Annotated in this window: 24 protein-coding genes; 11 read left to right on the forward strand and 13 right to left on the reverse strand. The window is 47.0% G+C overall.

The window, feature by feature from the left end; translation table 11 throughout:
• Window positions 1-202: 202 nt before the first annotated feature.
• The 5 genes from FO440_RS14580 to FO440_RS14600 all read right to left on the reverse strand — a co-directional run bounded on the left by FO440_RS14580 (window position 203) and on the right by FO440_RS14600 (window position 3706).
• Entirely contained in the window at window positions 203-838 is a 636-nt protein-coding gene (locus FO440_RS14580) for a histidine phosphatase family protein (RefSeq protein ID WP_186292682.1), read from the reverse strand.
• 10 nt (window positions 839-848) lie between these two features.
• Window positions 849-1538, reverse strand: a complete 690-nt coding sequence (locus tag FO440_RS14585) for a metallophosphoesterase (RefSeq protein WP_144248998.1) — start codon at window positions 1536-1538, stop codon at window positions 849-851.
• Window positions 1539-1547: 9 nt separating this feature from the next.
• Window positions 1548-2234, reverse strand: coding sequence for a metallophosphoesterase (locus FO440_RS14590; RefSeq protein WP_144248999.1), 687 nt, complete (start codon window positions 2232-2234; stop codon window positions 1548-1550).
• A gap of 42 nt (window positions 2235-2276) precedes the next feature.
• Window positions 2277-2501, reverse strand: coding sequence for a hypothetical protein (locus FO440_RS14595; protein WP_144249000.1), 225 nt, complete (start codon window positions 2499-2501; stop codon window positions 2277-2279).
• Between the two features lie 251 nt (window positions 2502-2752).
• Window positions 2753-3706, reverse strand: a complete 954-nt coding sequence (locus FO440_RS14600) for a D-2-hydroxyacid dehydrogenase family protein (RefSeq protein ID WP_246104225.1) — start codon at window positions 3704-3706, stop codon at window positions 2753-2755.
• Window positions 3707-3727: 21 nt separating this feature from the next.
• Here FO440_RS14600 and FO440_RS14605 point away from each other — a divergent pair, with 21 nt between their 5' ends.
• Window positions 3728-3949 (forward strand): hypothetical protein, encoded by a 222-nt coding sequence (locus tag FO440_RS14605; protein WP_144249001.1) that lies wholly within the window; start codon window positions 3728-3730, stop codon window positions 3947-3949.
• Window positions 3950-3960: 11 nt separating this feature from the next.
• On the opposite strand, the gene FO440_RS14610 is transcribed toward FO440_RS14605, so the two are convergent.
• Window positions 3961-5034 (reverse strand): S1/P1 nuclease, encoded by a 1074-nt coding sequence (locus FO440_RS14610; RefSeq protein WP_144249002.1) that lies wholly within the window; start codon window positions 5032-5034, stop codon window positions 3961-3963.
• Window positions 5035-5157: 123 nt separating this feature from the next.
• On the opposite strand from FO440_RS14610, the gene FO440_RS14615 reads away from it, so the two are divergent.
• Both FO440_RS14615 and FO440_RS14620 read left to right on the forward strand, forming a co-directional pair.
• Window positions 5158-5544: a TraR/DksA family transcriptional regulator gene (locus FO440_RS14615; RefSeq protein ID WP_144249003.1), complete on the forward strand. Its 387-nt coding sequence runs from the start codon at window positions 5158-5160 to the stop codon at window positions 5542-5544.
• Entirely contained in the window at window positions 5541-6272 is a 732-nt protein-coding gene (locus tag FO440_RS14620) for a DUF72 domain-containing protein (protein WP_246104226.1), read from the forward strand. Before FO440_RS14615 ends, FO440_RS14620 begins: the two co-directional genes overlap by 4 nt.
• Here FO440_RS14620 and FO440_RS14625 read toward each other — a convergent pair.
• Together FO440_RS14625 and FO440_RS14630 are read right to left on the reverse strand one after the other, a co-directional pair.
• Complete coding sequence (locus FO440_RS14625; protein ID WP_144249004.1) at window positions 6265-6570, reverse strand: RNA recognition motif domain-containing protein; 306 nt, start codon at window positions 6568-6570, stop codon at window positions 6265-6267. The two genes, FO440_RS14620 and FO440_RS14625, sit on opposite strands and share 8 nt — an antisense overlap.
• 330 nt (window positions 6571-6900) lie before the next feature.
• Entirely contained in the window at window positions 6901-7392 is a 492-nt protein-coding gene (locus FO440_RS14630; protein WP_144249005.1) for a hypothetical protein, read from the reverse strand.
• A gap of 198 nt (window positions 7393-7590) precedes the next feature.
• Between FO440_RS14630 and FO440_RS14635 the strand changes: the two genes are divergently transcribed.
• Both FO440_RS14635 and FO440_RS14640 read left to right on the forward strand, forming a co-directional pair.
• Window positions 7591-9102, forward strand: a complete 1512-nt coding sequence (locus FO440_RS14635) for a S8 family serine peptidase (RefSeq protein WP_144249006.1) — start codon at window positions 7591-7593, stop codon at window positions 9100-9102.
• A gap of 225 nt (window positions 9103-9327) precedes the next feature.
• Window positions 9328-10935: a response regulator gene (locus FO440_RS14640; protein WP_144249007.1), complete on the forward strand. Its 1608-nt coding sequence runs from the start codon at window positions 9328-9330 to the stop codon at window positions 10933-10935.
• Window positions 10936-11102: 167 nt separating this feature from the next.
• Here the strand turns inward: FO440_RS14640 and FO440_RS14645 are convergent, their stop codons facing one another.
• Together FO440_RS14645 and FO440_RS14650 are read right to left on the reverse strand one after the other, a co-directional pair.
• Entirely contained in the window at window positions 11103-11258 is a 156-nt protein-coding gene (locus FO440_RS14645; protein ID WP_144249008.1) for a lmo0937 family membrane protein, read from the reverse strand.
• A gap of 103 nt (window positions 11259-11361) precedes the next feature.
• Entirely contained in the window at window positions 11362-11718 is a 357-nt protein-coding gene (locus tag FO440_RS14650) for a hypothetical protein (RefSeq protein ID WP_144249009.1), read from the reverse strand.
• A 178-nt stretch (window positions 11719-11896) separates the two neighbouring features.
• Between FO440_RS14650 and FO440_RS14655 the strand changes: the two genes are divergently transcribed.
• From FO440_RS14655 to FO440_RS14665, 3 genes are read left to right on the forward strand one after another with little or no spacing between them, the layout of a single operon-like run.
• Window positions 11897-12112, forward strand: coding sequence for a hypothetical protein (locus FO440_RS14655; RefSeq protein WP_144249010.1), 216 nt, complete (start codon window positions 11897-11899; stop codon window positions 12110-12112).
• Between the two features lie 27 nt (window positions 12113-12139).
• The gene (locus tag FO440_RS14660; RefSeq protein WP_144249160.1) at window positions 12140-12610 is read left to right on the forward strand and encodes a GNAT family N-acetyltransferase; all 471 of its coding nucleotides are present in this window, start codon (window positions 12140-12142) and stop codon (window positions 12608-12610) included.
• Window positions 12611-12646: 36 nt separating this feature from the next.
• The gene (locus tag FO440_RS14665; protein ID WP_144249011.1) at window positions 12647-12871 is read left to right on the forward strand and encodes a hypothetical protein; all 225 of its coding nucleotides are present in this window, start codon (window positions 12647-12649) and stop codon (window positions 12869-12871) included.
• Between the two features lie 20 nt (window positions 12872-12891).
• On the opposite strand, the gene FO440_RS14670 is transcribed toward FO440_RS14665, so the two are convergent.
• Window positions 12892-13506 carry a hypothetical protein gene (locus tag FO440_RS14670; protein WP_144249012.1) on the reverse strand — a complete coding sequence of 205 codons (615 nt, stop codon included), beginning with the start codon at window positions 13504-13506 and terminating at the stop codon, window positions 12892-12894.
• A 44-nt stretch (window positions 13507-13550) separates the two neighbouring features.
• Here FO440_RS14670 and FO440_RS14675 point away from each other — a divergent pair, with 44 nt between their 5' ends.
• Window positions 13551-14051, forward strand: coding sequence for a DUF1003 domain-containing protein (locus FO440_RS14675; protein WP_144249013.1), 501 nt, complete (start codon window positions 13551-13553; stop codon window positions 14049-14051).
• A 3-nt stretch (window positions 14052-14054) separates the two neighbouring features.
• On the opposite strand, the gene FO440_RS14680 is transcribed toward FO440_RS14675, so the two are convergent.
• Window positions 14055-14522: a low affinity iron permease family protein gene (locus tag FO440_RS14680; RefSeq protein WP_144249014.1), complete on the reverse strand. Its 468-nt coding sequence runs from the start codon at window positions 14520-14522 to the stop codon at window positions 14055-14057.
• A 66-nt stretch (window positions 14523-14588) separates the two neighbouring features.
• A complete protein-coding gene (locus FO440_RS14685) occupies window positions 14589-15479 on the reverse strand; it encodes a cation diffusion facilitator family transporter (RefSeq protein WP_144249015.1) in 891 nt (296 codons plus the stop codon).
• Window positions 15480-15612: 133 nt separating this feature from the next.
• Here FO440_RS14685 and FO440_RS14690 point away from each other — a divergent pair, with 133 nt between their 5' ends.
• Both FO440_RS14690 and FO440_RS14695 read left to right on the forward strand, forming a co-directional pair.
• Window positions 15613-15891 (forward strand): helix-turn-helix domain-containing protein, encoded by a 279-nt coding sequence (locus FO440_RS14690; protein ID WP_144249016.1) that lies wholly within the window; start codon window positions 15613-15615, stop codon window positions 15889-15891.
• 511 nt (window positions 15892-16402) lie between these two features.
• Window positions 16403-18469, forward strand: coding sequence for a hypothetical protein (locus FO440_RS14695; protein WP_186292683.1), 2067 nt, complete (start codon window positions 16403-16405; stop codon window positions 18467-18469).
• Window positions 18470-18543 lie beyond the last annotated feature (74 nt).

Genomic DNA, 18543 nt, shown 5'->3' on the forward strand with positions numbered 1-18543 from the left:
AGCCTGCCCCGGCGCTTTCGGGTATTGCGGTTTTACGCTCACTTTCGCCGGATTCTCCATTTTCGGTGGAGTAATGGTTCTTCCCTGTATGTCAAATAACGTGCTGTCGTAGGTCTTACAATTGCTTGCCGGCGACAATACAAAGTTGGCTGGATTGCAAAAGCGCTTTGGGTTGTAAAGAGGGTTGAAACCTTAAATAAAATCACGTACAGCGGGTTGGTAGTTGTGGTTCAATGAGTTGCCATTTATTTTTTTGATAAACAGCCTGGAAATTAGCCAGGTTCGGAACCGGCAAAATTCCCATTTGATGGTAAAAGTGGTGCATTTGCTCGCGGCCGGATGTGAATTTGTGGTCGCCGAGGATTTGCCAGAGTGCCCTTAATACATGACCGTGCGTAAAAATGACCAGGTTTTGCCCGGCCATATTTTCAAGCATTTCAATGCAACTGTTTAGTCGCTTGATGAACTGATTGAAAGATTCCGCGTCCGGGCCATTTATGTCGTCCGGGCCGGCTTGCTGCCAATACCGGTCAACGAGCGGGTTACGTTGTGCAGAAGTTGAATTTACGCAGGATTCAGGAGAGAGGTAAGTGAATTCATGGAGGTTAATTAGTTTCACAGGTACATCAGGGAATTTCCGGATCAATGGTAATGCCGTTTGCCAGGTCCTCAGGTATTTCGCAGGCAGGATGATGTCTGGTTTTTCGGTAATGGCATCTGCGAAAACCTTTGCGTCATGCCAACCGCGTTCTGTTAATTCAATGCTATGGTCGTTAGTGGTAGGTTCGCCTGCGTTTGCCTGACTTTCGGCATGTGCGATAAATGATATTTTTTTCACGGATGCTGGTTTAACAATGGATTTCATGGAAATATGCCTGTTTGTGGAGAACGTCCAGATAGGTGATGGATTTGCCCTTCCGGCATAGTTGTTTTGGCTGGTCCTGAGGATTATGGCCGACAAACTGGTGATAGCCATTTAACGAATCGTGGAAAGTTTCCAGGTAATCAGCCCACAGAGGACCTCCGTCACTGTCGTGCCCTGTCCGGTAGCGGCTGTAGCTGTAAATTGTAGAGTTTTCGGTTTGCGTTTCAAATCGGTTAAGGGTATCGGCTATCGTATCGCCCGTACGGTACAATAGGCTATAGGCAAATGAACGTCTGAAGTTATAGAACCATCTGTTTGTAATGCCCGCATGGGTAAACAGGAAGTTTCGGCGCTGGTAAGCGATTTGAAAAAGATGCCTGTTATCCTGAAAAAGTGCTGATAGTGCGGGCTGCATACTTAATCTAAAACCAGGGCAATGATATTTAGGGTAGTGCAGGTATTGGACATCGTGATTGCCGAGGAGCAAGATTATTTTTTGCGGATATAGCTTTTTTAGCGCGATGATGGCCCGGAGGTTATTGGGAATCATCTGATCTGAGCGTTTAAAACTGTCGACATAATCGCCAAGAAAAACCGCCCCGTCATATTTCGAAAAGTTAATTTGCTTCCAGCTGTCACGACCATGCAGGTCGCCGATCACGATATGTTTCATGCTCAATAGTTATATATCCAGTTCGTGAAATTGTTCCCTGGCGGTTAATACATCGGTATAGGTGATGGATCTGTCAGTGTAGCTTATGGTCCGGATTTCTTCGACCTTGGTATGGCCGACAATCTGGTGACAGCCGTGAAGGCAATCACTAAAGCTTTCTTTGAGGTCGGCCCAGAGCGGCCCTCCGCAGCCGTAACCGCCACGGCTGATTCCGGCATCGTAAAGATGTGTGCGAAAAGCGGAATGTTCGATTTGGTTAAGCTGTCCGGCAATGTTTGCGGCTGTTTCACCAAATTCTTTGATTTTTGGCAACCGCTGTATTTCATTGTACCAGTTATTCGTCACACCGGCATGGGTGAAAAGGTAGTTGTCTTTTTGATAAGCGATTTGGAAAAGATCCGCATTTCGCCGCAGGATAGCAGTCAAGTCCCGCTGCATGGATTTGCGGAAACCAGAGCATTGATGATGGGGATAATGGAGATAATGCGCGTCATGGTTGCCGAGTAACAGGATGACTTTATCCATATGGCGCTTTTTAAGGTTGATGATCTTTTTAAAGTTTTCCAGGATGGCATAGTCGGAAAGCGTAGGGCTGTCGACATAGTCGCCAATGAAGATGATTTTGTCGCATGATTTAATATTGATGCGCTGCCAGTTGTCGCGACCATGGATGTCGCCTATCACGATATGTCTCATGTTACGAAGTTATATAGCTATGTAGCTGCTGGTGGTAGATAATTATTCGAACCGGTTATTTCGCAGGTAAGCACGCATGTAGCGGTCCTGGAGGTTTCTGCGGTTGCGCCAATAACGGATGCGCCTGCGGCGGGGGAGCATTAATAGATTGTATATGATCCAGATCAGGATGACCGCGCCATAGTTTGGGAACGGATGAAGCGCCGGCGCGCCTTCCAGGCAGCTGACGGTTACGAACAGGGCGAGAAAGAATAATGCGAATCTCATGTGTTTGCGTGTTTTTGTTGAGGCAAACTTAACAGGGGATAGCCGTGTAAGTCGTGTTTAAACGGGTAGAAACGGTTTTAAACGGGTAGCAATAAATGAACTGATTGTGTAGCTTATCGCGGCAAGGCACAGTTGCCGGAGTTAACGGTAACTGTGTCGGTAGATGCTGAAAATCTGATGGTCGGGTTTTAAGAACAAGTTGAAGGTGGGGTTTGGGATCACATTTTAGGGCTAAGGGTATCCTTGCGGAGTTATCGCTGGCTGAGCCATTCGTTGATCGCTTTGACTGTATCCCCATAAAATATCTTATAGGTTTCTTCGGTTACATAACCGGTATGCGGGGTCAAGACCACATTGGGCAATGTTCTTAACGGGTAATCCGACGCTAAGGGTTCCTGATCGTAAACATCCAGGGCCGCGCCTGCAATCGTATTGTTTTTCAATGCAGCTATAAGCGCGTCCTCTTTGACTAAAGGTCCGCGTGAGGTATTGATGAAATAGGCGGATTTCTTCATTAAGGCAAATTCATCTGTTCCCACAATGTGCCGGGTCCGTTCGCTCAGCACCAGGTGCAGGGTCACGAAATCAGCGGACTTGAACAGGCGTTCCTTGCTGACCAGTTCGGCGCCTGCGCGGTGCGCTTTTTCTTCGGTCAGGTTCTCGCTCCAGGCGATCACTTTCATTTCAAAAGCTTTAGCATAGCGGGCGATCTTGCTGCCTACACGGCCCAGCCCGACGATCCCGATGGTCTTTCCCTTCAGGTCTGTGCCGATGGTGGTTTGCCAGCCGCCGGTTCGCATATTTGTATTTTCGGTTGGGATATGCCTCGCCAGGGCCATCAGCAGGGCCCAGGTCATTTCCGGCGCGCCGCTGTCGTGGTATTCTGTAAAGCGGACTTCGATCCCCAGTTCTTTGCAGGCCACGCTATCCAGTGAGGCGTTCCGGGCACCGGTTGATACGATCAGTTTCAGTTTGTGCAATTGCTCCAGCGCTGCCCGGTTCAAGGGCATTCTTTCGCGCATGATGCACAGGACATCAAAATCCGCTAATTCTTCGATATGCTTTACCGGTTGGTTAAACACCATTAATTCAGCCCGCGTTTCAATAGCCGACCAGTCGGCAAATTTTAAAGCTACATTTTGATAATCGTCCAGTATCGCAATTCTCATGGCGCAAACTTCTGCAAAAACTCTGAAAGACGTCATGGATTTTTTAATATTTGCAGGATGGACGAACTTTTATTGCCGGTCAGCTTCCGCGGGGAAGAACTGGAGTTCCCGGTAAAGATGTATGCTTTTGGTTATACCTACCGCATCGAGGTGCTGGTTGAGGGCACAACGATCATATTCGATCCGGATGAGGAAGGACAATTCCGCGCGATAGGGGACAAAGCGGTCGATATCGCTTTACTGAAAGCCATCGCAGCAGCACTTGAACAATTACGTTAATTTCCGGTTCTTTAAAATTTAAGTTGCCCGGGATCGGCGACAATGATCTCTGGTTTTCCTTTATAGTCGATGACCTGTCCTGTAACGGTAATCGTCTTGCCCTCCAAACCGGTCGCGGCCGCTTTGGCGTCGCCCTTGATGGCCAGCGTTAACAGTTGGTTCGGATACGCCGCGCCCATATTGGCCAGTACCATACTGCCGATATCTTTTACACTATAAATTTTTCCGCTAACGGTGATCGTCTTACCGGTAAATTTAGCGGCATCTTTCAGGTCGACCGCGGTTGCCGCAGGCGTTTGTGCTGTTATTTTGGGTGCCTGCGCGTTGTTAAAAAGTTTATTGAGTTCGCCTGCCAAACGGATGCCGGCCTGGTCGATACGTTTGCGGATGACCGGGATGTATTTCTGGTAGTAGGCTTCGTCGATGTCCTGTCCGGGATTAACATTCGCGTAAAGTTCGCTGCTGATCTGGTAGCTCTCCCAGATCCATTCCATCGGGCTGTCGTTCTGCCATTGTTTGATTTCGGCGGGTGTGGCGGTATCATAGTTTTTAGCGATATCCGCCTCGCTCAGTCCTTCATGGTCGATCAGCTTGCTGTCCCAAAGACTGTGCAGGTTGGTACCTTTGTTGTCAAATCGTACTTGTATGGTATTGCCGCCCTTGTCTTCCTTGCGGGAGATGTGCATGGGCTGGTGCGCGTCGCCCACCAAATGGATCAGGTATTTCAGCGCTTCGTTCTTTTGCTCATTACCCAAACTATTGTCCTTTAGTTCCGCTTCGGCTTTGAGGATTGCGTTGTAGACATTGTTGTCGCTGCCTGCTACGGCCTTTGCAAAAGCTTCATGGCTTAAGCCCGGGGGCAGGTTCAAAAAATGCCAGGGTGCGGTAGTTTGATTGCGGTTCTCATCCGCCCAGGTAGAAACGTCCGCCATGCCCTGCCCGTTCAGGTAAGCGGAAACGACGTAAGCGGTATTGCTGGTTAAATGATGTTGGGCGATGGTAGCGACGGCACGGTGCCCTTTAAATCCCCATGAAGCCAGGACAAGGGACAAAAATAAGATGCAGATGATCCAAATGTTTTTCATAATACGAAGATAAGGAGAAAGGAAAACTTCACGGACGGCTTTTGACAAATACCAACTGGCACACTCATAATCAGGAAATAAAAATTTTGGCAACAAAAAAGCGGCCGGCCTGTTGTACACCGCATGGAACAAAAACTACAAAAAACCCGCTACAATGACGCGGAACTTACGGAATTCAAATCGCTGATCGAAAATAAGCTGCAAAGCGCGCGTGAAGAACTTGGCGAATTGCTGGGTTCGCTTAATGCCAGCAACAGCAATGGTGACGATTCGGCGATCGCCGGCAAGACACTGGAAGATGGTTCCGCGACCTATGAAAAGGAACACAACACGCAGCTGGCATCGCGCCAAAAGAAGTTCATTGAGCAACTGGAAGCCGCTCTTGTCAGGATCCAAAATAAAACCTACGGCATTTGCCGAAGCACAGGCAAACTCATTCCGGCTGAAAGGCTGCGCGCCGTACCCCATACGACCCTGAGTATGGAAGCCAAGCTAAGACAAGCTTCGTGAGTGGATTTTACGGCGGGACAAGCGGGCTCAAGATTGCGATGCCTAAGCGAGACTTCCCGCCGCACCAGGCGCATCTTTCCAGGCTGGGTTTTTACGCCCGTCAGGAGAACAGCATTGAGATCAACAGTTCGTTTTATCATTTACCGCAGCCGAAAACGGTAAAGCGCTGGTCTGAAGAAGTGACTGAAAATTTTCGGTTCACGTTCAAGCTCTGGAAGGAAATCACGCACCGGAAAAACCTGATCTTTAAAGCGGAAGATGTGACGCGGTTTAAGGAAGCGATAGCCGTCCCGAAAGCTCACCGGGGCTGTTTGCTGGTGCAACTCCCGCCCGGCTTGCAAAGTGCAGCGCTGCCACAACTACAGGAATTGCTGCTTGTGCTTGGAAATGACTGGCCCGTGGCTGTAGAGTTCCGGCATAATTCCTGGTACAAGGATGAAGTTTATGAAATCCTGTTCCGGGCAAATGCCACGATGGTACTGCAGGACTTTCCGAAAACAGTGACACCGGTTGAATTGACCTCGGATGAGTTGGTTTACCTGCGCTTTCATGGCCCGTCCGGCAATTACAAAGGCAGTTATACCGAATATTTTCTTTATGAGTATGCCGCATATATTCACGAATGGCTGCAGGAGGGGAGATCGGTTTATTGCTATTTCAACAATACGGCCGGAGACGCGCTGGGAAACCTCTGTTCACTCAAACAAATGGTCAGTGAACTTAGCTGATCTGCCGTCTTGGCCTTTTCTTTTTTAGCGGTTCCGCCGCCTTAAATGCCGGGCGTTTGTCCACATAGCGAACGCCGATGGTGCGATCACCGATTTTCAAACCATTTAAGGCAGCGATAGCGCGTTCTGCCGCCATTTGATCGCCCATTTCCACAAAACCATAGCCCAGGCTGGATCCTGTTGTTTTATCGCGTACAATATTTAGCGCGGCTACGTCGCCATGAAGAGAAAATAATTCCAACAATGCCGTTTCCTGCATCTCACGCGGAAAGCCGACCACGAAAAGTTTTGAGATCATGGTTTAATTAATTAGCAGGTAAATATAAACAAGGTTAGTAGTGAATTCAAAAATAAAGCCCCGGGCGCTCGCCGCCGAGGACTTTAAACCTAAACCTTATCACATCGCGGCAGGTGCGCCGCGTTTCGATATTCAAATATAATCGCGGTTATTTTACGTGGTGGTAGATAACAAAAAAAATAAAATTCAATATTTCAACGTACGCCGGGGCAAACAGTGTTACCTCGATTGTCGGGACAAATTCTGGAATGGCTTCTCTACTTTACCGTCGGAACGTCTTGAACCTGCCTTAAGCGGTTTGAATAATTTTTTATGTGCTTATGGTCCTGATCAATTGACCATTTTCAGGGTAATACCGATGATGCCGGTAAATTGTTCAAGGTAATATTGAATGGTTTGGAGTTTAAAGTCTTCCCAGTAGGGCAGCATGGGGGCGAAGGCGGGGTTCATGGCTTCGAGGTCATCGAGTACGAAACCAGGCGCGTCGGGCTGCTTTTCCGCGGCCAGTCTGAGGTTTTCCTCTTGCATGATGCCGGGAAAATTGGAGAGGAAAAGTAGTTGTACAGATACTTTGTCTTTTTGATTCAGCCTGGGGAACTCTACGATCTCTGATGCTTCGCTGTCGATGTGGGCGAGCCTCGTTTCAAGATCCGTTTTCTGTGGTTCCAATAACAGCAGGTTAATCATATCCAGCAAGCCGGAACCTTGTTCGGAAAAGAATTTTTTGGTGCGGCTGTCATAATAGTAATGCGCGGCTGAATGGGTAGGTACGGTCATTGCCTGGCAGAGCCAGTACAGGTTGAATCGCTGGAGGTCGGTCATAGGTCGCTAAAATAAATAATTTGGAGCGGATAAGGGTATTTTCCGCGCAGGCTTAGTCAACACGATGGAAGCAGATGAACACCGTCTTCACTGTAAAAAACTTTGCTAAACCGGTTTTTAACAGTAAAATTTCTTGAAAATCCGGAAATGCTTGCGATTGTTTTAGGGAATATTCAATTTAGCTCGATATAGACTTTTATGAACAGATTAAAATTAACCATTGTGGGTTTGCTTGCTTTTACAGCGGCCCATGCGCAAAGTAATGACTGGCAGCACCTGGACCTGCAGCAGGATCATATTTTCGGGATCAGTGATGACCGCGCGTATAAAGAACTATTACAGAACAAGAAATCAAAACAGGTCGTGGTCACCGTGCTCGATAGTGGTGTGGATACGACCCATACTGATTTGCTGAGCGTTTTATGGCTCAACCCGAACCCGGGTAAGAAAGGCTATCCGGACGACCGGCACGGCTGGGGCTTTATTGGTTCGGCTAAGGGGAATGTGCATTATGATAACCTGGAGCTGACGCGCCTGATCCGCCGGGGGGACGGTAAGAACGATCCGAAAATGCAGGCGGATTTTGACCAGCAATTAGCGGAAGCCCAAAAGGGGTTGCAGGGGGTAGAGCGCTTCGCGGCGATCCTGGATACGCTGGTGACAAAAACAGGTAAGACAGCACCTGAACTGGCAGACTTCCAGGCCCTGAAACCTGAAGGCAGGGGGCAGGAGCACGTATTACGTGTAGTAACAACTGTGTTGGGACAAGGCGGCGACTTCGCGTCTTTCAAATCAGACCAGTTGCAAAAGAGCCTGGATCATTACAAGGAGGAAGTCGACTACCAGCTCAATGTAAACTACGACCCAAGGCCTGAACTGGTAGGTGATAACTATAACAATTCCGCGGAAAGGAATTATGGTAATAACGACGTAACGGGCGCTGACGCGCACCACGGTACCCATGTGGCCGGGATCATCGGGGCCGACCGGAATAATAATATTGGTATCAGGGGTATCGCCGATAATGTGAAGATCATGGCGGTAAGATCCGTCCCTGACGGTGATGAAAGGGATAAAGATATCGCCAACGGGATCCGTTACGCGGCGGATAACGGTGCCAGGGTGATCAACATGAGTTTTGGTAAACCTTACAGTTATGACAAGGCAGCGGTGGACGCGGCGGTTAAATACGCGCTTTCCAAAGATGTATTACTGATCCAGGCGGCAGGTAACAGTAATGAAAATATTGATAGTGTAGCCAACTTTCCGAACCGGAAGTTCCTGGATGGCACTACGGCCGGGGCATATATCGTAGTGGGCGCTTCGGGCTGGAAGGATGATGAAACTTTAAAAGCGCCGTTCTCTAATTATGGGGCGACGGCGGTTGACGTATTTGCGCCGGGCGAACAGATCTATTCGACGATCCCGGGCGGAGGCTATGCTAAATACGACGGCACCTCGATGGCCTGCCCGGTTGTAGTAGGGCTGGCGGCCCTGATCCGGGAGTATTATCCGAAGCTGAGCGCGGCGGACGTAAAGGCGATCATCCTGCAGTCGGTGACCAAAGTGAGCCACCCGGTGAACCTGACCAAAGAGGGGAAAACTTTAAGCGTGCCATTTACTGAACTATGCGTTACAGGCGGCGTGGTAAACGCCTACCAGGCCTTGCAACTGGCAGAACATTACCATTCAAAGAAGCAGGCTTCCTAATCTAAGAAACCCCAAAAAAAAAGGAAATGGCCCGCTGGACGGGCCGTTTCTTTTAAATCCGGTTGTTGTGCAAGGTAATAAGTAACCTCTGATGTAAAGCGCCGCCGTTTTTAAATCAAAAAGAAGCGCGCCAGGTAAAAGTTGGAATGGCCGGGATGCACCGGTTTAAACCGGTATTTTTCACAGGCCGTAAAACAATTGATTGGTAATTCAATTTATTTACCAATGGAAAATATCAAATTGCTCATCGTAGATGACAATGAAAGTAATCTCGATATACTGGAGTCTTCTTTAGAAAGGGATGAGTTAACGATTTTTACTACCGCCTTACCCAAAACCGTAATTCAGCTTTGTCTGGAAAACGATATTTCGATCGCCCTGATCGATGTGAAAATGCCCGATATCGACGGGTTTCAGTTACTGGACCTGATCAAGGCTGATCCGCGAACTTCCCACATCATGGTGATCCTGATGACGGGCTATTCCATGAGTGCAGACGACGTTGTAAAAGGGTTGACGAACGGTGCTGTGGATTACCTGTTCAAACCACTGGACCTCTATATTACCACTGCTAAGGTCAATTCACTGATCATACTGGTTAATTATCAAAAGGAAATAAATCATAAGAACGCAGAATTAGAAATTTACCAGGACGAACTATTTAAAGCGATCAAAGACTCCGAAGAAGCTAAGGCGCTGAAGGAGAATTTTCTGGCTAACATGAGCCATGAGATCAGGACGCCGTTAAATTCGATTATTGGGTTGACCCATTTACTGAAGGAGACGGCATTGAATGATGATCAAAAAGGTATGATCCGCCTGGTAGAATATTCCTCTGCCGCCTTACTGGGTATTGTTAATGATATTTTAGAAAGCGCCAAGATCGATGCCGGAAAAGTAGATATTATCCGTTCCGAAACTGACCTGCCTGAACTGGTAAAAACTTTAAGTGATGTTACACGGCCGCTGGCAATGGAAAAGGGCCTGGAATTGTTTTGCGCGATAGAAAAAGACATACCGCCTTCGTTAATGGCTGATGCCCTGAGGATCCAGCAGATCCTGATGAATATTATCAGTAACGCGATCAAGTTTACCATAGATGGCAGCATTTCGGTGTCGCTGAAAATGGTGGAAAAGAAAACAGGATCGGTTAAACTGGAATTCTGTGTCAGGGACACCGGTATCGGTATCCCTCAATCCTCTATTGAACGGATATTTACACGTTTTGAGCAGGTGGAAGATAAAACCTGGCAAACCTTCGGCGGTACGGGGCTCGGCCTCTCCATCGTAAAAAGACTGATAGAATTGATGGGCGGAACCTTACACATTGATAGCGCGATAAATAAAGGTACCACCTTTATCTTTACTGATTGGTTTGAACTTTCCGGTGCCGCTGCCAAATCTGAAACCCAGCCGCATTTAAAAGAAGTATCTGAGTTGGAAGAACTGCATATTTTGCTGGTAGACGATGATACGACCAACCAGTTTATCATTGTTGAAATGTTAAAGGAATATAATATCCGGGTTGACCTCGCTGAAAACGGCCTGGAAGCGCTTGAAAAACTGAAGGCAAATGATTATCAGCTGATCTTAATGGATACGCATATGCCCGTGATGAATGGCTATGAAGCGACCCGGAAGATCCGGACAGAAATTCCCGGCCCCAAAAAAGACATTCCCATTATTGCCTTTTCGGCTTCGGTCGTGGACAAAGAAAAGTCTGCTGCTGTAGATGCTGGCGTGAATGACTTTATTGAAAAGCCTTATGAAGTAAATGATCTCGTTAACCGGATCTTTAAAATGATCGGCAGGCGTCACCCCATGCCCGAATAAGATTTGAACCGGACTATTTTCGCTGATTTACGGAGCATGGAATTTAACAATATCACTGATGGCTTTTAAGCGCTTGCAAACGGGGACGCCCTCATTCAGATTGCAAAGATTCCATAAAAAAAGGTGTGCCTATTTATGGCACACCTTTCGGTTTTATCTATGGTACATTAGACTACCGTATCCCTGCGAAGGAAGCCAAGTATGAGTGAGATGATCGCGATGACCAATAAAATATGAATTAAACCGCCCGCTGCATAAGCGAAAGTTCCGATGGCCCAGCCAATGATCAGGATGACGGCAATGATGTACAGTAATGATCTCATGATTTTTAATTTTAAGTTCGTTTACTGTTTACCCAGCAAAACCGGTACCACGCTGGATTCCGCCGTCAGCAGGAAGTGAAGCAAGCGTTTATTGTAGTAAATACTAAACACTAGCCTTTTTAAAAACCGATAAAAAGAGTTCAGGTTGATTTTGAGTGATGAAGTCTTTTGGGTAGGCATTTCCGTTAAGATTGTAGCAAATGGTAAGCTCGCCGGACGTAATTTGATAAATAGCGGTCAGGTGCCGGCCATTATGTACTCCGTCGGTATTATAAATATCCAGTTTGTCCCCATTCACCCGGATAATCCCTTCATCATAATCCTGTGACAAAACGGAATAGGTGCTGCCTTTGATCGATACCTTTTTAAATGAAAAAGCTTCCGGCCGTAAAACGCGCCCGCCTATCTCCTGGTGTATCGGTTCCCATTCGCCATCGGGCTCTATGTGCTTTTTGATCATCAAGCAAAGATACTGAGTTTTTAATTTCATAAAAACATAACAATATATTCACATAACTATGTTATAAAAAGTGTGTTGTTCAAGCAATGTACCTATTGAGCCCCGGCAGGAGGCGTGCCCAGGGTCGCATTGGCGTATTTATTATTTACATAAATCCAGTTATTTAAAAAATAAGATCATGAACAGAGACCCCAAAGAACAGCCCGCACATGCCATTGAAAAGGATAATGAAATCCAAAGCAGGGATGGCCAGGAAATTGAGAACGAAAAAGACGTGCATGAGCTTGAATCCGGCAACGTCGGTGAGCCTGAAGCTGAGAAAAGTAAGCTGGATGGTCCGGCGAATGACCTGGTCGGCATGCCGGACGCGGATGACGGGGAGCCAAAGAAATAATCGCTTAAAAAATTGTTAAATTTGGATATGTTGGCCAATGACGTCCAGATAGAAAAAGCTAAGCCGGAAGACTTGCCGGCGATCCTTGCCCTGCAGAAACTGGCCTTTCGGTCCGAGGCGGAGCTTTACGGGGATTTCAGTTTACCGCCTTTGCTGCAGACGGAAGAATCTATCCGCAAAGAGTTTGAAAACGGAATTATCTTAAAAGCAATGAAGGGCAACGAAATTGTCGGCAGCGTACGTGCCCGCATGGACGAGGGAGACTGTTTTATTGCGAAATTGGTGGTCCACCCGGAAATGCAGGGAAAAGGAATCGGTAAGTTGCTGATGAACGCGATAGAAAATTCTTTCAGCGATGTAGCATCGTTCAGGGTATCCACCGGTCACCGGAGTTTACGCAACCTGAGGCTTTACGAAAAAATGGGCTACCAGGCTGTCGGAGAAGAACCGATTACCGCCAATCTCACCATGGTCAAACTGAAAAAATTAGTGGGGTAAAGAAAAACCGCTTCAACAGGATTTTGTTAAACCGTTATGGAAAATAAGGTAAAAACCGTCGGTGAGTTTCGCGATGCCTTGCCGGGCATTGTGATCAGGGCCATGAAAGCGCAGCTTATCGGTAAGCTGGGTAAAGATTTGGAAAATAAATTGCTCGCCGAAGGAGCTGACCTGCATGTGAATGTGGTTTCCGGTACTTACAGTATTTTAAACTGTTCGCCCCAGCTCGAAAAGGAGATCAATCTTAAATTAGTTGGCTAAGCGAACGCGTACACCCATAGTTAGTTATCACTGACCAGCGCCTTTTTCTTGCGTTGTTTGTTGACGCTATGGGGCTTAAGAAAATTGTAGGTGAAAGCCAGGCCCATGTACTGGGTGCCCCGGTTATCGTTCGTGCCGTCATAGAATACGTACCCTTGTGTTACGGCGAGCGCGATATTTTCCGAAACGTTAAAATTAATACTGTTACAGATCTCGGTCATCAGGCCCTGTTTCGCCCGAAAAACATAACCCCCGCCAAGGCAGAGCGCTTCCGCAAAACGTCCTTTTGAGAAAACATTGATCGTCGGCCGGAACTCGAGGTAATGCGTGGTATCCCCGCCGGTGGTTTTTGCGTAGCCGGTAGCCAGTCCGATATCAAAGATACCATAGGTTCTTCCAAATTCTATAGCGGGCGCAAAACGTTTGGCGAACCCGCCTTTCGTATTGACAAATATATTCGTATTTACGGAAAGATAATAATAACGTGGTTCCTGGTTTTCTTTCGAAGTATCGGATTCTATGGTGGTATCCCGCTTTGACAGCAATGCTTTCGCGACCAGGGGCGCAGCCGGTTGCCGCTGGGCAAACGCAGTTAATCCTGTCAAGAAAATAGCCAGTGTAAAGATTTGTTTCATAATTGGTTATTATTGATCAATATTACAAATTAATTCCCCATGCCATGGCAAAAGACCGTCAGTTACAGTCCTCACTGGACATCCCCAAAACAAGCGCTGATAAACTGGCGATTTTTATCGCGAACATGTTTGGCAGTATGATATTCCTCCTGATTTGCATTTTGCTGTTTACGCTTTGGATCTGCTGGAACACCGGTTTGATCCCCGGCCTGCAACCACTGGACCCCTTTCCGTTCCCCGCGCTTGAAATGGCCGTTTCCATTTTTGCAGTGATCCTTTCCGTATCCGTTTTGATCAATCAGAACAGGCAGGGAAGGATCGAAAAGATCAGGCAGCAGGTTGAATTTGAGGTCAACGTCAGGGCAGAAAGCGAGATCACTAAAATCCTTCGTATGCTGCATGAGATCCATCAAAAACTTGGACTTAACAGTGCAGAGGACAAAGAGCTGGAAAAAATGAAAGAACAAACTGACCTGCATAAGATCCGGGAGCGGGTAGACGAAAAACAAAATGATCCGGGCAGGAGCGAGCCCCGCCGGACCTGAACATTAATTTTCCGGTGTCAGAGATTTTTTATAGCGTCCTGCTTTCAATAAATGATTTTGTTCAGCCGCATCGATAGAATGGGTGCAGGTAATATCATCTTCCGTTTCCGCCAGGTCAGATAATTGTTGGTAAAACTGGTGCAAATGGTCCAGTTCTTTCTCTGTGAGGTCCTCGATATCCACCATACGGTTGCTGGCGCCTTCGTGCGCGGCCAGCAGTTCGTTCAGTTTCAGGTGAATGGCTTTGGAGTCTTTATTTTGCGACTTCTGGATCAGGAACACCATTAAAAAGGTAATGATGGTCGTCCCGGTATTGATGATCAGCTGCCAGGTATCGGAATATTTAGCTACAGGGCCTGTGGCCAGCCAGACCACGATAGCGGCAATGGCGATCATAAAAGCCGCGGAACTGCCGGTCGCAGCTGTCGCCCAATTGGAAAAGCGTTCGAAAAAGTTCTTTTTAGTTTTCATTTAAAGGGGTATTTGACCTATAAAGAAACGAATACCGCAATTGTTTTCAGAATCGCTCCAATATCCTTAAACCGGAGATATCACTACCTGTTTAACCTGGGGAAAATCTTTTTGAATATGACGGGTTACGCGGTCAATCGCTGCTTTCAGCTCCGTCATGCTCAGGTTGTCCTTAAAGCGCGCACTGACCATCACCATCGCGTCCTCAGGAGAGCGGTAAATGGAGGCCACACCTTTGACCTTGCTGATCGCGGTATCCTGTTCCGCAAGCGAAATGATGCCACGCCTGGCGCGCGGGCTGATCGATTCGCCCAACAGTAAACTTTTGCTTTCCCGGATCAGGAAGCCTGAAATGATCAGTAACAACAGTCCGATCGCGACCGATGCGTAACCGTCAATTGAAGCGTTTTGCAATAGCCTGCCAATAAATATCCCTAAAAAAGCGATCACGAGCCCGATCAGGTCGCCGATATCGCCCAATAATACGATCATGGTTGAGGGATCTTTCGTTTTGATCAGTGCACGCCAAAAACCCGTCGATTTTCGCTGCGCATTAAAAGCTTTTAAGGCGCTCAGCATAGAAATAAAATTGAAAAGGAAAGCGATCCCCAAGATGATGTAGTTCCATTTAGGGTCACCGTCAAAAACGGGGTGCCTGATGCGCCAGATGCCTTCATATATGGAAATACAACCGCCCATGATAAAAATGACCAGGGATACGATCAGGGACCAGTAATATAATTCGCGCCCGTAACCAAACGGCCGGGCAGCATCTGCCGGCCGCTTACTGCGTTTGACACCCCATATCAGGAGCAGCTGGCTGACGGCATCGATCACGGAATGAACTGCCTCTGCCATCATGGAAGAGCTTCCCGTAAAGGCAGCGCCCACAAATTTGGAAACCGCGATCAGGATGTCAGCCAATAGCGAGATGTACAAAAAAGCCCTTGATTCCATATATGGTCTAAAGAAAAAAACAACAGGCTTTGTTTTCTCCTGTTTACGCCATTCCTTGCTTGCACCCTTAGGGTTTAAAAAAAATGGAGGGCCGCACATCCTTTGTTCATTTCAGATCGTATGTTCTATTGAGATGGCAGCGATAGAAGAAAAAGTCAATTTTTTGTTGGTCAATATCCGTAACCGCCGGCATGACCTGGGTTATTCTCAGGAGTATATGGCATTCAGACTGGGTATATCTCAAAACGCCTACAGCAAAATAGAAGCCGGTAAAGCAAGTATGAATATCAAAAGGTTTTTCGATATCGCCGGCGTGTTACTAACGACCCCGGAAAGCCTGATCGAATCAGGGCAACAATCCGAAAACCGGGTTTTCAGTAACAAAAATAACAAGGCCGAATCCCTTGCGTAAAGCGCAGGGGTTTTATTGGATCCGGTTTGCTTTTTGGTATTTTGCAAACTGGAAAATCGAAAATATCAGCTGGATCAAACCTGCTGTAAAAAAAACCAGGCAGAGTTTGCTACCGGAAATCACCGAAACAATTCCGGCGAAGAAAAATAATAGGGTAAAGGTGAATTTCCACGCGAAATTTTTGAGCAACTTGTTTTTTTGGTCCTTAATTGTCTTCGCATTATCGTGTGATGAACGGTTTAAATCCGACCACTCACCATTGTTGTCACTCATGAAAAATAATCCTGCTAGCGCGTTATAGTTTAAATGAAAATTGGGCATAATGCTTTTACGGTTTTCAGAAATAAATGTTACCGGGAAAAAACTTTATGCCTTTATATTCAGTAATTGTATTAATATATTTTAATTATTCAAAAATATTATTGCAAAATACTGAATGAGACCTGGTTATATAACTGCGATTTTTCCAAAACGAACCCGGGAACGATCTTTCGTTTTCATGGGGTGTATTTTGCTGTTATCAGTCACGATCTGTGTATCTGTTGCTTTGCTGGTACTTGTTTTCAGCAAAAAAAGCGGCAGGGCGGAGATCGTTGTTCCCATAGGTTACAGACAAATTGCGCGTAAACAAATGACAGACCCGGACCAAAACGATCAGGCTGTTTCAAATTTTGCAGCACGGCAGATCGTTTACCTTCATTCGAAGGACTTGCTCCGCCAGGCCCTGGGCCGGCTGGATTACGCGGCAGGTTATTTTCAGCCTCAGTTTTTCCGGGATAAGCCGCTGACGGAAGCCACTTCACCTGTGAAGATCCTGATCTTAAAAAATGACTTGCATGCAGACAGGCAATTTGAAGTTGACGCGATAACTGATCGTTCTTTCGTAATTACCGTGGGTGATAAAAAGACGGTTTACAGGTTCGGACAAAAGATCATATGGCCTGATCTGGAATTCATCCTGCTCAAACCCCGGGAAACCACGGCTTTGACGGCAGTCGCCCTGAAAATTAACAACCTGACCGGCCTTACGGATAAATATTATCAGGAACTGGACCTGGAACCTGTTGCCGGGGACCCGGGAAAGGTCAGCTTATCCTTGCCCGCCGGTGAACAAAATGCGGTTCCTTTGCTGTTGACCCTGCGCAGGTTGTTTTTCGAAAATAACCGACGGGTCAGTTCAACAAAGGCCGCGATCAGCTACCTGACCCGGCAACTCGATTCCCTGGACCAGACCCTGAAACTGAACAAAATAAAACTAGCCATATTGCAAAGATCAAATGACGGTCCGGTAGCGAGTACGGTCGGGCAGGTTCCTTTAAATGAAGCTGCGCTTAAAAAGCAATTGGATATACTCCGGACCATCGCTTACTATGTTAAACTCCCGACCCGGCAATTTGCCTTCGTGCCAAACACCTTCGAAGTGCCGGATGACTCCTTAAAATTCCTGATCGACGAGCTGAATAACAGCCAGCTGCGAAAACAAAAATTAGCTGAAACCGAAAAGCCGGATGCTGAAAGATCGGTGGAGGCTGCCTATTCCGTAAATGTGCTTAAAGTCGCCTGTTTCAATAAAATCAACAGGTTGGAGCAACAAACTCAAGCTGTTTTAGCCTGTTTGAAGGGCTTGCCGGACCGGAAAGATAAAACAGTTAACAAGGATCTGATCGGGCAGTTGAACCAGCAGCAGTTGGCAGAGACCAGCCTGCTTTTGAACCTCCTGCAAAAGCGGGAAAACCTGCAGCAGGACGATCAGGCTGAAAATAATTTTTATGATAGCGCGTCCCCGGTGAAGATCAGCTCCGGTGAAAGCGCTGTCGGTACCACCTTGCTTTTCGGTTTTCTGCTGGGCTTGCTGGTCCCTGTTCCCTATTTTTATTTCAGCACGAAGGAAAAGTTGAAATGGTCTGCTGATGATATCATTCGCCAGGTCAAATTACCATTATTGGGGACGCTAAGTGAAAAAAAGCGGGATGAGACGATTCTGTATTCCGGCGAATTTAATTCAGTGTTCGCAAAGCAACTGTCAACTATCCGGGCTGGTATTGAAAGGCAGTTAAAGGGCCGCCCGCTTATTTTTACTTCCCTGGCGCCGGGTACGGGAAAATCTTTTTTGGCGTCCCAGGTCGCCATTGGTTTGGCCTACGCCGGAAAAAAAACGCTTTTGATCCAGACCGGCGCTAATCCCCAAACGAGCAATTTTGCTGCCGCCGGGACCCATAAAGGGCTGAGCAATTATTTAGGCGACCACGGGACTTTGCCAGGCGATGTCATCTGCCCGGCTAAAATTCCCGGGTTATGGTTGATCACCCCGGGGGTACCGGAGATGAATAACGTTTTAACCATGAACAGGATGGCATCGCTTCTAAAGGATACGATGCTTTTATTTGACCATATCCTGATCGACGGGTACCCGATGGATGGCGCCGCCTTTGAAAAGGCCTTAAAACTACTGCCGGCCGCGATCGTACTGGTCACCAGTACAACAGGCATGACGAAAAGAGAACTGAATCTGCTCAATGCTTACCACCGAAACCACGGGGAAAAGGACATTTATTTGATTATAAATCATTTAGCTTAAATTTAATTGTCCCCGGCACAAACTATTCTTTTGATAATTCGTAATTATATTAATTATAAACTATTTTATTATCT

This window comes from Mucilaginibacter corticis (assembly GCF_007558865.1).
In the GTDB taxonomy this organism is placed as follows: Bacteria; Bacteroidota; Bacteroidia; order Sphingobacteriales; family Sphingobacteriaceae; genus Mucilaginibacter; species Mucilaginibacter corticis.